The 13,578-nt window shown below is 56.3% G+C and carries 13 protein-coding genes; 4 read left to right on the forward strand and 9 right to left on the reverse strand.

Annotated elements, in window-relative coordinates; genetic code table 11:
• The first annotated feature begins 34 nt into the window (after positions 1-34).
• Positions 35-946 carry a polysaccharide deacetylase family protein gene (locus FE783_RS13450; protein ID WP_138879880.1) on the forward strand — a complete coding sequence of 304 codons (912 nt, stop codon included), beginning with the start codon at positions 35-37 and terminating at the stop codon, positions 944-946.
• A gap of 82 nt (positions 947-1,028) precedes the next feature.
• Here FE783_RS13450 and FE783_RS13455 read toward each other — a convergent pair whose 3' ends face one another.
• The 3 genes from FE783_RS13455 to FE783_RS13465 form a co-directional block, all read right to left on the reverse strand.
• Positions 1,029-2,201, reverse strand: a complete 1,173-nt coding sequence (locus FE783_RS13455; RefSeq protein ID WP_138879881.1) for a nitric oxide synthase oxygenase — start codon at positions 2,199-2,201, stop codon at positions 1,029-1,031.
• A 588-nt stretch (positions 2,202-2,789) separates the two neighbouring features.
• Positions 2,790-4,604, reverse strand: coding sequence for an ABC transporter ATP-binding protein (locus FE783_RS13460; protein ID WP_138879882.1), 1,815 nt, complete (start codon positions 4,602-4,604; stop codon positions 2,790-2,792).
• The gene (locus tag FE783_RS13465; RefSeq protein WP_138879883.1) at positions 4,592-6,427 is read right to left on the reverse strand and encodes an ABC transporter ATP-binding protein; all 1,836 of its coding nucleotides are present in this window, start codon (positions 6,425-6,427) and stop codon (positions 4,592-4,594) included. The genes FE783_RS13460 and FE783_RS13465 overlap by 13 nt, the downstream gene beginning before the upstream one ends.
• Positions 6,428-6,794: 367 nt before the next feature.
• On the opposite strand from FE783_RS13465, the gene FE783_RS13470 reads away from it, so the two are divergent.
• Positions 6,795-7,106 carry an antibiotic biosynthesis monooxygenase gene (locus FE783_RS13470; protein WP_138879884.1) on the forward strand — a complete coding sequence of 104 codons (312 nt, stop codon included), beginning with the start codon at positions 6,795-6,797 and terminating at the stop codon, positions 7,104-7,106.
• A 275-nt stretch (positions 7,107-7,381) separates the two neighbouring features.
• Here the strand turns inward: FE783_RS13470 and FE783_RS13475 are convergent, their stop codons facing one another.
• Together FE783_RS13475 and FE783_RS13480 are read right to left on the reverse strand one after the other, a co-directional pair.
• Entirely contained in the window at positions 7,382-8,179 is a 798-nt protein-coding gene (locus FE783_RS13475; RefSeq protein ID WP_138879885.1) for a lipid II flippase Amj family protein, read from the reverse strand.
• Between the two features lie 60 nt (positions 8,180-8,239).
• Positions 8,240-8,974 (reverse strand): SIS domain-containing protein, encoded by a 735-nt coding sequence (locus tag FE783_RS13480; RefSeq protein ID WP_138879886.1) that lies wholly within the window; start codon positions 8,972-8,974, stop codon positions 8,240-8,242.
• 217 nt (positions 8,975-9,191) lie between these two features.
• Between FE783_RS13480 and FE783_RS13485 the strand changes: the two genes are divergently transcribed.
• Positions 9,192-9,767: a TetR/AcrR family transcriptional regulator gene (locus FE783_RS13485; protein ID WP_158301784.1), complete on the forward strand. Its 576-nt coding sequence runs from the start codon at positions 9,192-9,194 to the stop codon at positions 9,765-9,767.
• Between the two features lie 13 nt (positions 9,768-9,780).
• Positions 9,781-11,139, forward strand: a complete 1,359-nt coding sequence (locus FE783_RS13490) for an MATE family efflux transporter (RefSeq protein ID WP_138879888.1) — start codon at positions 9,781-9,783, stop codon at positions 11,137-11,139.
• A gap of 118 nt (positions 11,140-11,257) precedes the next feature.
• Here FE783_RS13490 and FE783_RS13495 read toward each other — a convergent pair whose 3' ends face one another.
• Genes FE783_RS13495 through FE783_RS13510 form a run of 4 tightly spaced genes read right to left on the reverse strand, consistent with a single transcriptional unit; the run spans position 11,258 to position 13,297 of the window.
• On the reverse strand, positions 11,258-12,091 hold the full coding sequence (locus FE783_RS13495) for a sugar phosphate isomerase/epimerase family protein (protein WP_138879889.1): 834 nt from the start codon (positions 12,089-12,091) through the stop codon (positions 11,258-11,260).
• A 30-nt stretch (positions 12,092-12,121) separates the two neighbouring features.
• Positions 12,122-12,574, reverse strand: coding sequence for a GNAT family N-acetyltransferase (locus FE783_RS13500; RefSeq protein WP_138879890.1), 453 nt, complete (start codon positions 12,572-12,574; stop codon positions 12,122-12,124).
• Positions 12,575-12,602: 28 nt separating this feature from the next.
• A complete protein-coding gene (locus FE783_RS13505; protein ID WP_202916183.1) occupies positions 12,603-13,010 on the reverse strand; it encodes a type II toxin-antitoxin system RelE family toxin in 408 nt (135 codons plus the stop codon).
• Entirely contained in the window at positions 13,010-13,297 is a 288-nt protein-coding gene (locus FE783_RS13510) for a type II toxin-antitoxin system Phd/YefM family antitoxin (protein ID WP_202916184.1), read from the reverse strand. Before FE783_RS13510 ends, FE783_RS13505 begins: the two co-directional genes overlap by 1 nt.
• Positions 13,298-13,578 lie beyond the last annotated feature (281 nt).

The following is a 13,578-nucleotide window of genomic DNA, read 5'->3' on the forward strand; positions in this document are numbered from 1 at the left end:
ATAGGCACCATGGAGTTGCGGGGAGAGGAACCATATGGGGAGAAAGAAGCTGCTTCGATTGGCGGTCGTCACTGCGGTCATGCTGCTCGGCTTCGGTATTTATTCGAGTGAAAAGGCGATGCTCACCGACGAGCGCCAGTTGACGGTTAACGCGCAAGACATGTCCGCCGCGGCGGAAGTTCCCGCTATGATGGCGGAGAAGAGCCCCACCCCCGCCAAAGAGACCGCTCCGGACAAGAAAGCGCCTGCCGGGGAAACGGCAGTGCTCAAGCCGGAGCCGGAAGGCAACGCCGATGCAGTCAAGTCCGCCTCGCAGAAAACTTCCAACGGACAAGGCGCCGCGCCGCATAAGCAGGGAGTAAAGCGAGTCGCGCTCACGTTCGACGACGGCCCGGACAAGAAGTATACGCCGCTTATTTTGGATGAGCTGAAGAAGCGCGAAGTCAAAGCGACTTTTTTCGTCGTAGGCATTCAGGTGGCGAAATACGGAGACGTGCTGAAGCGCATTACGGCGGAAGGCCACGCGATCGGCAATCATTCGTGGGACCATGCGGATTTGACGAAGCGGACGCCCGAGCAAGTCGCGGAGCAAATCGGCAAGACGGACAACGCGATTCACAAGGCGCTCGGCACCGGGACCGATCTGTTCCGCCCGCCCTACGGGGCTGCCGACGACAAAGTGAAGAAAGCGGCAGCGGCCGCGCACCGGCATCTGGTTCAATGGACCGTAGATACGCGCGACTGGGCCGGCACTACGCCGGAAGAGATGCTGGAGAAAGTCAAGAAGCAGACGAAGCCGGACGGCATTATTCTCATGCACTGCTTCGGCGGCAAAAACGGCAAGCTCGACAATACGGTCGAGGCGCTGCCGAAGATGATCGACTATTTGAAGGAAGAAGGCTACACGTTCGTCACCGTGCCCGAGCTGCTGGCCGAGCAGGTATAATCCTGAATCCATACATGCGGGCCGGGCTTCGAGGCCCGCTCCGAAACGACCCGGCGGAACGATCAGTTCCGCTTTTTGCTTTTTATTGCGGCGTGAACGGACAGCCCGGAACAACGATGCTTTCCGCTAATTCGATTTCCCGCTCGTTCACCGCCTTCTCGAAGGCTTCATGCGGCCGGTCTTGGTAGAAGAAATTCGGCGTAACGGTACGATCCTCATAGTGCTTATGGAATATCGGCGTCGTCGCGGGCGAAACCGGCGGAATGAGCCATGTCCAATCCCCGGTTATAGAGCGGTCGTTCCGTTGCTCCCTCTCTTCGAAGCGCGTAAACTGCCGGGCGGCCGTATGGTGGTCGACGATCATGACGCCATGCTCCTTGTAGGAATGCAGAACGGCCACATTCAGCTCCACTAGAGCCTTGTCACGCCATAGATACGATTCCCGGGACGTATCGAGCCCCATCAGGGACGCCACCCGGGGCAGCATGTCGTACCGGCGCTCGTCCGCCAAATTTCTCGCCCCGATCTCCGTACCCATGTACCAGCCGTTGAACGGGGCCGCCGTGTACGAGAGCCCTCCGATTTCGAGCCGCATGTTGGATACGATCGGCACCGCGTACCATTGCAGCCGCAAATCCGCCAAGCCCGGCAGCTCCGGATGGGACAGCGGCACCTCCATGACGATATCGCGGGGAATCGGGAACATTCGCGGCGCACGGTCTCCGATCCGCACGACAAGCGGCAGCACGTCGAAAGCCGTTCCTTCCCCGCGCCAGCCGAGCCGCGTGCATAAGCTTGTGAAGGCAACCGAGTCGGGATCGCCGACAATGCCGCGCCCGGTCTCGTAGCCGGCATAACGGATCAGCTGGTTGTTCAAGATGCGAACCTGCCTCCCGGCATCGACCGCAGGCCGGAAGACGGTAAGTACCGGGCGGATTTTGCCGCCGTTCGTGGCGTACGCGATATGGTCGACCAGCGCCCCGGCGATCTCCTCCTCCGTCTCCAAGCTGCGGGCATCCCGCACCTCCAGCGTCTCCCAGAACAGACGTCCGATGCACCGGTTGCTGTTGCGCCAAGCGATCCGGGCGCCGTGCCGCAGCTCGTCCTCCGTATGCTCGTACCGGCCTTGCTCCGCGATCGTCCGCTTCACTTCCACGAGACGCCGTTCCGTCTCCTCCTCGCTTCGGCCCAATTCCCCGTAACACATTCGGATGAATCGTTCCGCTTCCTCCAGCAACGCTTGATGTCGTGACATTGTCGTTCGTTCTCCGTTTCACTTATGATGCTAGCCGCCGGTTCCCCGGCAAATTCAATATATCTCGAATGATCGGATTCGACGGTTGTTCGGTTCCACCGAAATTTCAATGTTTCCGTCGAAATTAGCTGTATGTTTTCCATTTAAAGTGTCGATCTTGGCCGCTCCCTTGGAAAATAACTGCATATTTGAGACTGTCGATTAACTGAAAGCGAAGCGAAAGCACGCCGTTCCAAGTGAAAAGATACCTTCTTTTACTCAGACAGCTTGTTTTAAAGTCCTTGATTTATCAAAGATTTAGCGGTTGGAATTTAAATCCAAAACTCGCCAGAAGGTATCCTTTTCACTTTCCACTCCTTTACACACGAGTTAATCGACAGTCTCTATTTTCCATTTCGGCTTCGAACGGAGCTTTTGAGGAATGCCGCGATTGGCTCTTCCAGCTTACACCGGGGAAAACAAACGCGCGCCTGGACAGGCGCGCGGCGGGATTTCCATGTGCGTAATCCGATCTGAACCGCGCCAGCCTCATTATAAGGCATGCGAGCGGCGTGCCACAAATGAGCAGTGTGTGAACACGTGCTGCCGTTACGGCAATGGTGCCGTTACTGCCGACTCGCGGTACCATTGCGACTGCAGCGACCATAGCCGGGCGTACTCCCCGCCGGCGGCGAGCAGCTCGTCATGGCTTCCGAGCTCGAGCAGCCGCCCTTCCCGCAGCACCATGACGCGGTCGCATAGTCTCGCCATACCGAGCCGATGCGAGACGAGAATAGCGGTACGGCTGCCGGCCATCGCGGCGAACCGCTCGAACACATCCGTCTCCGCCTTCGGATCGAGCGCCGCCGTCGGTTCGTCCAGCACGACCAGCGGAGCGTCGCGCATGAATGCGCGCGAGATCGCGACCCGCTGCCACTGGCCGCCGGACAATTCCGTCCCGCCCGTAAACTGGCGGGTGAGCACCGTCTCGAAGCCGCCGGGCAGCGTGCCGGCGACCTCGTCCGCTCCTCCGAGCGAAGCGGCCTGCCGCAAAGCCTGTTCGTCGTTTGCCCGGTCCGCCCTGCCTAGCGCGACATTATCCTTTAACGTGAACGCATAGCGGATAAAATCCTGGAAGACGGCCGCGGATCGGTCGCGAAGCTGCCCAAGGTCCATTTTCGCCAAATCCCGGCCGCCGTAGTACACGTGCCCCGCACTCGGCTCATACAGGCCGAGGAGCAATTTGACGAGCGTCGTCTTGCCCGATCCGTTGCTTCCGACAAGCGCGATCCGCTCGCCTTCGCGGAGCGTGAAGGAGATATCGCTCAAACTATCGCGATCGCTTTGCGGATACCGGTACGACAATTGCTCCACCCGGATATCCCCGAGCGATTCCGACGTTTCGCCGCCGGCCGGCTCCTCCGGCCCCAAGTCTAAATAAATGAACAAATCTTCGATTTGCAGCATCCTGTCGCGAAAAAAGCCCATTCTCCCGAAGATGAGTTCCACACCATCTTTCATCGCTTGCAGCGCGAACAGCATGGCGCCGAATTCGGCCGCGGACAGCTTCCCCGCCGCCACCGTCCAAGCAGTCCAGCCGACTCCCGCAGCGAGTCCCAGCGCACCGAGGCCGGACAATCCCGCCCGTGTAAAGTGCTGCGCCCGCTCCTGCCGGTACAACGTATCCGACACGCGCCGATACAGAGATTCCCACCATCCGAGCAGCCAAGGCGCGGCATCGAACGTCCGTACTTCCTTCGCCGCTTGGCGGGCAGCGAGCGTTCTCGCCAAATAGTTCATAACCCGCTCCGGCTCGGTCTGCTTGCGCTTCAGGAAGAACGCCGACTTGGCCTGAATGAACCCCGCGATCGGCTCCGGCAGCGACACGACCACAAGCGCGAGCAGCAGCCACCCGTTCCAGGCGCCGACGAGCACGGCGATGGAAACCATTTTGACGACGGAAGTAAGCATGCGGTAAAACTCCCACAGCAAGTTCAGAAACTGTCCGGGTCCCGCCATCCGGCGCGCCCGCGTCAGCAGGTCGTGGAAATCCGACCGTTCGAACGCCTCCAGGCGAAGCCGGGCAGCCTTATCCTGCAGCCGGCGCTGCAGGCTGTCCTCCATCTCCTGCCGCAGCCGCTCCGTGTAGAGCGCCTCGACCGGCGCGAGCGCTTTCTCCAGCAGCGACACGAACGCCCATGCCGTTATCCATTCCATTAAAGACCGCACACCCGATGTTCCGTCGTACACATGCATCATCTGACCGAATATGCGGGCCGCAAAGTACACCTGAACCGCCGGAAAGACGCCCTTCAGCATATTCAAGACGATCGAGATCAGAGCGCGCCGCGGGTCGGTGACGACAATCCATTTTACGAAACGAAGCAGGGTGACGAATACGCCCAGACGTTTTATCGGTACCAACCGGATTGCACCTCCCACATTTGCGCATAGGCGCCTTTGGCCGCGAGCAGTTGCTCGTGGTTGCCGTCCTCGACGATGCGGCCGTCCTGCAGCACGATGATCCGGTCCGCCAGCCGGGCGGAGCCGAGCCGGTGGCTGATGAGCAGTACCGCCCGATCCCGGGCGTAAGACATGAACTGACCGTATATATCCGCTTCCGCCTTCGCATCGAGTGCCGCCGTCGGCTCGTCGAGCACGAGCAGCTGCGGGTCCCGCATGAACGTACGGCTGATCGCGATGCGCTGCCATTGCCCTTCCGACAGCTCGCGGCTGTCGTCGAACAAACGCCCGATCGGCGTATCGTAGCCCCGGGGCAGCTCTGCTATGAACTCGTCGGCCCCGCCTCTGGCCGCAGCGGCTCTTACCCGCTCCAAGCTAGCCGAGCCTTCGTCCGCTGCCGCCGCACCGGCCGTTTCGCGCATCGCTACGCTTTGGGCCGCGGTGAAGGAGAATTTGTAATAATCTTGATAAGCGGCCGATACATGCTCATGCAGGCTCTCCGGATTAATATCCGCATAGTCGACGCCGTCCGCCGTAATCGTGCCCTCGTCGGGCTTATACAGCCCGAGCAGCAGCTTTACTAGCGTGCTTTTGCCCGAGCCGTTCTCTCCTACTAGCGCTACCCGTTCTCCCGGCTTCAGGTGCAGATCCAACCTTCTTAATATCGGGCGTTCCCTTCCTGGATACGCGAAGGAAACTCCCTGCAGCCTGATGCCTTTGGCGAGCGGAGCGGGAAAAGATGTCTCCCCTCGCTTTTTCACATCGACCGGAACTTGCAGAAATTCTCGAACGTAGCCGACATCGATCGAATTTTTGTGCAGGATGCTGATCCCAAAGCTGATGCCGCTAGCCCCGACGTTCATCTGGCCTACTCCCCGGAACAACGACATGAACACGCCCGGCGTAATGCGCTGCGGGACAAGCCACAAACCCAACACGACGATTACGGTTACCTCCGTTATCCAATACAGCGCATTCCAAGGGATGCCGCTAATCTCCATGCCCTTCTTTACCTTCATCGCTTGAACGCGCTGCTCCCGTCTCAACGATTCCCATCGGCCGGACAAAATACCGGACAGATCGAACACGCGCACCTCCTTCTGCTCGGCTCTCCCCGTCAGCAGTCCGCTCACATAGGAGGCCCGCCGCTGCTCCTCGGTTTGGTCGTACGTGAAGCTCATCCACTTTTTCGAGCTTTTGGCGCCATGAATCGCCCTAGGTACGATGACGGCGACGAGGGCTACGGCAAGCCAGGGCGATACGCCCCAGAAAATGGCCGCTACCCCGATGACGCTAATAGCACCCTTTACTGTAGAAAGCGAATAGAAAAACAAATCGGTCGTTTTTCTTCCGGGGTCGGCGCTGCGGGACAGCTTATCATAGGAAGCGCTTTCTTCAAAAAACGTGAGCGGCAGCTCCGAAGCGTGAATGAGACGTTTTCGTTCCAAATCGAGTTGAAGCCTCTGGCGCATCCGGGTCAGCATAGGCTCGCGGAGCTTATACATCACCTCGTAGCCGAGCAGCAGCGAAGCCGCAAATGCCGCGAGCCACGGCCAAACATCCGCGATTCCTTCCCGTCCCCGGCCGGCCGCCTGGATGACCGTATCGATGAGATGCTGAGTCACATAAATCGAGAACACCGGAGCGAGCCCTTCGAGCACGGTTAGCCCTACCAGCACAGCCGCCTGCATGGGTGCAACTGTACATATGGCTGCCGTCGCCCATTTCAAGCTTGACACGATTTCCTTGGCGCTGCTCGTCCTGCCGAAATTCAGTCCGTTCAATAACAAGCCTCCTTCATCGTAATATTCATACTATATTGGTAAATTCAAGGAGTTTACAAGACTGTTTTTTATTATACTTATCTGTTATAATAAACTCATGGAAATAACCGGAATGTCCGCATTCGAAGCCGCCGCGAGCGGCTTTTTTGCATAGCATTTATAAGTTTCGGGGTCCCCGCAAAGTACATGGATGAGCATCGGAGTGCGGTTTCCCATATGTGGAGCGGGGGATCGTTCGAGCGTGAAGCCGTTAAGGCCGCGGGGTCCAAGTTTGGTCCTCCCCGCCGAGTTCGTTATAATAGAACATGCAGGGGCTTGGCACAACCTAATCAGGCTCCGACAAATGGACTACGGGAGGCGACCTACGATGTTTGTCGTTACGAATACGATCCGGATCAAGGCCGGACACGGAAAGCAAGTGGCGGAACGGTTCGCGGCCGCGAAAAGCGTACAGCAAATGCCCGGCTTCAACCGGATGGAAGTATGGCTCGGCGAGGGCAAGGAAGGCGAAGAAGAGCTGAAAGTATGTACCGTCTGGGACAACGAGGAGTCGTTCAAGCAATGGACCGCGAGCGATTCGTTCCGCGAGTCCCACCGCGGCGGCGGCGACAGCCGGGAAGTGATGCTCGGCGCTTCGTTGAATAAATACGAGCTTGTCGTTTCGCACGGCAAAAAATGACGCCAGAACTCCTTACCCCTGAACCCGCGTCCGACGGGCGCAGGGGCTTTTTGTCATCAATCGTTTCTTGCATTCGTTAACATCTTTGTTACGCCGTTTCATACTGGTGAAGATGGAGGCTTGCGTTACAAGGGCAAGCTTTGCCGTCACGAGGACGAGGTCGTGCAATGGCAGAACGAGCAACCGGATGCGGAACGGGTACTCCATTACAAGAGAACCGCCGGGAATATCGTCCCGGCGGTTTTTCGATTTGCACGGCGCACGGCAGCAAGGTCTTAAATAACCGCCACCATCCATTTGATCCAATAGGCGGCCGGCACCAGCAATATTTGTGCAAGAACGGTTCCCGCCAAGCGGGACACCATAAGCAGCCCGAAAATTTTGTGCAGGGCGGCGGCATCTTGTTCTCCTCTAAGAACTTTGTCCGTAATTAAAGCGATTTGCGGATCGATGAGCACCGTCAGCAAAATAGTGGCCAATCCGTTAATCAGTCCCGAAGACTGGGAGGCGGCGATCGAATGCTCCGTTGTCAGTGTCGAGGCAAGCAGAGCGGCCAACACGCCGATCGTGTAAATGGCGGTAACCAAGCAATTGAGAATAACGAGCCTTTTCGGTATGCCTCCGATTCTAAGACGCGATAGCATGGACAGCTTGGGGCGGCGTAAATGACGGCGGGCGTTGTTGATCTTTTGCAAAGAAACCGAAGAACGAACCATCTGGGGAATCGACCCGGCTACCTCCAGACTGGATATCGCTCTGGAAGCCAGCATGACGGCGGACGGGAACAGAAGCAAAGCCATTAACGTCCCCGCCGTAGCGGCGCCGATCATAATCCGGAACTGGTCAATCAGCTGATAATCCGCGTGTTGTTTGGCGAAGTCTATGATTTTGCCGGTAAGCGGAGCCTGGACCATGTTGGCGGTTCTTGAGACCAAGAGGATGATGCCGGCCAGCGACAAGGCGACCGCCAATTTTCCCAAACGTACTCCCGCCAAGCGAAGGGAATAGGTAAGTGTCTCGGCGAGATGGATGATAAAGGTAAACAATGAAACAATCAGCACTTGTTCTGCCATTTCACACCCCTCTTCTATCGGCAGCCTCTCGTGAAATAGCCGCCTTCCTGGATACCCGTGTCAGGACAGCAGCGGAATCCGCCCTTTGTATTTCGCGATGAGCTCCTCGTTATGCGCATCCGCACCGTCGATATTTCCGCTTAAAAATACCGGCGGCTCTACGCCGCGCTCCGCCAGCAGGGCGACAGCTTGCGCCAGCACGGCGTTAAGTATAGCGGCGCCGACGACTGTCGAGGTCGGCGTAAACGGCACCTTCACCCGTTCATGGGTCAGCACGGCATCGCCTTTCACCGCCTTGTTGTCGATGGCCAGATCGACCGCATCGGATAAACGCTGTCCGCTTGCATGGCGCGAAGGCTGGCTGTGTGAATATTCGATCGAGGTGATTCCGATCGTATACGCTCCCTTCGCTTTCGCCGCCAATGCAACATCGACCGGCACCGGATTGCGTCCCGATGTAGACAAGACGAACATGACCTCGCCCTTGCGGATGTCCTGTTCGTCCATGAACAGGCCGGCCAAACCGTTCCGCCTTTCCAGTTCCGAAGACCGTACAGCCCCTTCATGCAGCATGAGCGGCTCATAGAATATGGGCCGCACCGGAACAAGCCCGCCGGCGCGGTAAAACACTTCCTCCGTCAAAATATGCGAATGTCCGCAGCCGAACAAATGCACGACGCCTCCGTCGGCGATACAATCGGCTACCTTGGCGGCAGCCAGCTTCATTCGTTCCGCTTCGGCTGCCAACACTTTTTGCAGCATCGTTTCAATCGCTTGGAAATACGTTTCAATCACGGCTGTCCCTCATTTCGTCCCTGTCATGCCCGTTTCGCTTGTGATCGTACCGCTATTGTAGCCATGTCTCTATACGTTTGCAAGGTTGAACGTGTTTAATAACCTTACCATAGTCAGTATAATACTTGATACCCATTTTATTTCATGGTAATATATCAATTATCATAACCTGACTACAGTAAGTTAATTCGGTTAAATGAGAATTAGGGGGATCATGATGAGCCGAAGGGAAGAGATCAAGAAGATCGCGGTCGAGCACCTGCTGCAGTACGGCTACGAGGGGACGAAACTTGCGGACATCGCCGATGATGTCGGGATTAAGAAGCAGTCGATGTATGCTCATTTCGAAAGCAAGAAAGACCTCGTGATCGAAATCCACGAGGAAGCGACGAAACAGGAAATTGCGTTCCTGACTACCTTCTTCACCGAACATAAAGGACAGCCGCTTCGGAAGCTGGTCGATCGATTCGTTGTCGAAATGAGAGACCGTTATGCGGAGAACCGCAACGTCAAGCTGATGTTCCTGATGGCATTCATGCCGCCCGAGCAGCTTCAAGAATTGTTCTTAACGATGTACGAGCTGTACTCGCATCATCTGCTTCATCTGCTGGAGCTTGCCTTCCAGCACGACTCCGCGATCAAAGTGAATCCGAAGGATGGCGCATTGGCCGTCCATACGATCTACGAGGGATTGACCGCGAAGCTTATTTTCGGCAGCCCGGACTATTATATTCAAGCCTCGGAAGCGACATTCACCTTATTATGGAAAGGGCTGCTTCACGGGGATTCCTAAGTAGAGGTGTACTATGCTTAAAGAAAACAACAGCTTGCAGTCCCTGGAAACCGATTCCGTGGGAAAAGTATTCGTCCGTTACTTGATTCCGTCGTTGATCGGCATGTTTATGATGTCCGTTAACGTGGTCGTTGACGGAATTTTCGTAGGGCACCGTTTCGGCGAGGTGGCGCTGGCGGGGGTAAACGTCGCGGTTCCGGTATTTTCGATTTTTATCGCGATCTCGTTATGGGTCGGCATCGGTGGAGCGGCTCTGTATTCCAGAAGTATGGGGGCGAAGGAGTACGGGCAAGCGAGGACCGTGTTCACCCATTCGCTCACGCTCATATTCAGCTTGACTTTGCTGCTGGCCGCCGCGGCTTTTCTGTTCCGCGAGAAGCTGGCGGTGTTCCTCGGCGCCAATGACGAGACGATGCCGTACGTCATGGATTATATGAGCGTGTTGCTCGCATGCGGGTTCGCCATAACGGTTCAGAACGCGTTCAGCGTATTCGTCCGCAATGACGGCAATCCGAATCTGTCCATGATCTCCCTGCTCGTAACCGCCGTATGCAATATTATTTTGAACTATGTCCTGCTGTTCATCTTGGATTTCGGCGTGTCCGGCTCCGCCTGGGCACTGGTCGGCGCAGCAGTCGTCGGAGCGTGCGTACTGTTCACGCACTTCCTGCGCAAAGACAGCACGCTCCGTTTCGTCAAACCGCGCTTGTCTTGGAAGCTTGCGAAGAGCACGTTCGCGATCGGCTTTCCGAGCTTTATCGCGGAAATCGGGATTGCCGTCTTCACGGCGGGATATAACATGGCCATGGTACGTTGGGCCGGAACGGTCGGCGTATCCGCCTTCTCCATTCTGAATTACGCGCACAGCGTCATGCTTATGCTGTTCCTCGGCATGGGCTCGGCCGTGCAGCCGCTCATCAGCTACTACCGGGGCGCGAAGCTGTACGCCCGGCAGCGGGAAACGATCCGGATCGCCGTCCTCACGGCGTTCGGAACCGGGCTCGGCCTCTTCCTGATCGGACTGTTCGCGGCCGGCGGCATCGTCTCCTTGTTCGGGACGTTCGCCGATGAAGTCAGAAGGCTGGCGGTCACCGGCATTCGGCTATTCTTCATCGCCTACTTGTTCATGGGCGTGAACTTCGTCATGATGACGTATTTTCAAGCGACCGACCAAGTGAGGATGGCTACCTGGATTACCGTCGCCCGGGAAATGCTGCTGATGGTCGCCCTGCTGTTCACGCTGCCGCACGTGCTCGGCACGACCGGAATATGGCTCGCCATCCCGCTCTCGGAGCTTATCGTACTGCTCACGGTGTACGCGTATATCCGTCGGCGTTCGCGGAGGCGGCTTGCCGCGCAGCCTGTCTCGTGACGCTTCGCAAACACCATCCGCCGAAGACCAGAGACCCTTATTCGGAGCCGCCTCCCGCGTGCGGGGCCGATTTTCTTCAAACTAAGGGTCTCTATAACGGCTGCCAAAGGCTTTTTATTTAAATCAACCTCTCCACAATCCCCCGAATATGCTCGATCGACTGTTTGGCATAGTTGTCATATATCGCACCCGATCCGTTCTGCTCCGCCGCCTTGTACGGATTGGATACCCGCGGCAGAAACTCCATCGTCACGTTCCCCCGGTATCCGAGCTCGATCAGCGTGCGGAACACTTCGGTAAAATCGGTTTGACCGAGACCCGCCGCTTCCCGCGTATTGTCGGCGATATGGACGTGGGCCAAGTACGGGGCAATATCCCGTAAGGCTTCGCTATGATTGCGCTCCTCGATGTTCATATGGAACAAATCCGCCATGACTCCTACGCTGGCGACATTTACGGCTTCCGCCAGCTGCTTGGCCGCCGCCAGTGTGTTCACCAAATACGTCTCAAACCGGTTCAGCGCTTCGATCGCGAGTCGGATTTTTTTCGTATGCGCGTATTCCCCCGCTTCTTGCAGGCTTCGGACCACATTGGCCCACTCGTCCTGACGGGCCGTAATCGGACCGTTCTTGCCGACCGGCGTAGGGACGACGATGACAACCGAGGCTCCCAGCCGTTGCGCCATATCTACGCAATCCTTTACATATTGAATCGCACCCCGCCTTACCTCCGGATCGGGATGCGACAAATCGCGCTCCGCGGTGTAGATGCCGCATATGGAAGTACAGATGAGACCGTGCCGCTTCATTTGCTCCTGAAGCTTATTGAAGTCGAGCTTTGCCGGCTCGCCTGCGAGCTCGACGCCGTCATACCCGAACCGGCGCAGCCGCTGCAGGCTCGTCTCCATCGGTTCATTTCCGAAAATCCATTGTGTCGCGCTATAGGTAAACATATTCCTTCCCCCTCATCCGTCAAAGGCTGCCTACAAATCTTGACTAAGTCGCACCATATCCCGAAGCCGAATGCCGTTCTCGTAAATTTCCTCTTCATAGTGCCGGACGAAGAAGTCTCTGTCGATTCCGGTCATGCGGAAGCCGCATTTTTGATAGAGCGCCAATTGGACGACGCCGGTGCTTCCCGTTCCGACTTCGATCGTCCGATAGCCCTGCGCCCTCGCTTGCTCGACGGCATGCAGCACCAATCGCTTGCCTATCCCTTTCCCCTGCTCATTCTCGCTGACGGCCACATTGACCAGTTCCACCGTCTCGGGCCTTGTCGGCAGCAGTACGTAGACGCCTATAACGCTGTCGGCCTGAACAGCGACGAAGCATTGCCCTCTGGCGGTATATTCCTCGACCAGCGTCCGGGAAGGATCGGCCAGCAGCAGCAGTTCCATCGGAAGCGCTTCGGCCTTAGCCAGCTTTCTAATATGCATTCTATTCTCCCCTTCACCGCTGTTGGGCTTATTCCCTTTTATCCGGACGTTTCAATGCCCATTTTTTGCGGCCTGACAGGTGCCTCTTCAGTTCTACGCTTGGTATCGTTCCAAGCTTCTTGAAACGCCGATCCGCAAGCTTAAAAACCATGTCATCGGAGCGTCGCTCGATGGCCAGAATATATACGATCCGGAGAATATCTACGGTTTCGTTCGTTATTCGGAATATAATGCGAATTCCGGCACTTCGCAGCTTTATTTCTTTGCAGCCCGCCAGTTTCGTATTGGAATGGTTTCCAAGTGATTTTCCTACTTCGTCCGCCCGGTATACCAACTCGTCGATGGCTGCGTTAACAACGCCTAAGACCGAATTATCCAATTGCAAATACTCTTTCTCGGCATCAACATCGAATCGAATGTCAAAACGTTCTTCCATTATTGCGGCTCACGTCGAACAGTTTTCCAAGATTTCGACTTTTCCGGATTGCCATCCAGACGCTCTATACGTTGGAGCAAGATCCGTTCCTCTTCTTGCTGCTCCAGTTGAGACAGACGCTCGTACAGCTCTTCGAAAAGGGGATAGCCGATCAATACGGTTTCCACATTACCATTGTCCGTAATGTATTGAGGCTCACGCTGAGCTTTTTTACGAAGTTCTCCAAATCGTTTAGAGGCGTCCGTCGAGGTAATCAACTGATCGACGTGAAATGTTGGTTTCGCCATGGAATTCCCCATCCTTCGTTCTCCTTTTCCTAACAGTATAGTCGGTCCTTTTTAGATTATACCATGATTATCCGTACTACTTTACGGATCTTAGTCCGCAATCATAAAAAAACGATCTCCATCAAGAAGATCGTTTAAAGCAATTATTTTCCACGATTCCCGGTAGTACGAAGCCTCGAACGCTACCGTCTGCTTTTCAATTCATTGTATAGACCCCGCTCGCCAAATCAATCCTTCGTGAAGCAATTGAAACTTTTATAACAACCGTCAACGGGCGGCCA

The organism is Paenibacillus mesophilus, assembly GCF_005938385.1.
In the GTDB taxonomy this organism is placed as follows: domain Bacteria; phylum Bacillota; class Bacilli; order Paenibacillales; family NBRC-103111; genus Paenibacillus_AB; species Paenibacillus_AB mesophilus.

Bases quoted from the DNA above. Each gene is read 5' to 3' on its own strand.
- FE783_RS13450 (WP_138879880.1), top strand. From the start codon at position 35: ATGGGGAGAAAGAAGCTGCTTCGATTGGCGGTCGTCACTGCGGTCATG.
- FE783_RS13455 (WP_138879881.1), bottom strand. From the start codon at position 2,201: ATGTCACGACATCAAGCGTTGCTGGAGGAAGCGGAACGATTCATCCGA.
- FE783_RS13470 (WP_138879884.1), top strand. From the start codon at position 6,795: ATGTTTGTCGTTACGAATACGATCCGGATCAAGGCCGGACACGGAAAG.
- FE783_RS13475 (WP_138879885.1), bottom strand. From the start codon at position 8,179: ATGGCAGAACAAGTGCTGATTGTTTCATTGTTTACCTTTATCATCCAT.
- FE783_RS13485 (WP_158301784.1), top strand. From the start codon at position 9,192: ATGAGCCGAAGGGAAGAGATCAAGAAGATCGCGGTCGAGCACCTGCTG.
- FE783_RS13490 (WP_138879888.1), top strand. From the start codon at position 9,781: ATGCTTAAAGAAAACAACAGCTTGCAGTCCCTGGAAACCGATTCCGTG.
- FE783_RS13495 (WP_138879889.1), bottom strand. From the start codon at position 12,091: ATGTTTACCTATAGCGCGACACAATGGATTTTCGGAAATGAACCGATG.
- FE783_RS13500 (WP_138879890.1), bottom strand. From the start codon at position 12,574: ATGCATATTAGAAAGCTGGCTAAGGCCGAAGCGCTTCCGATGGAACTG.
- FE783_RS13505 (WP_202916183.1), bottom strand. From the start codon at position 13,010: ATGGAAGAACGTTTTGACATTCGATTCGATGTTGATGCCGAGAAAGAG.
- FE783_RS13510 (WP_202916184.1), bottom strand. From the start codon at position 13,297: ATGGCGAAACCAACATTTCACGTCGATCAGTTGATTACCTCGACGGAC.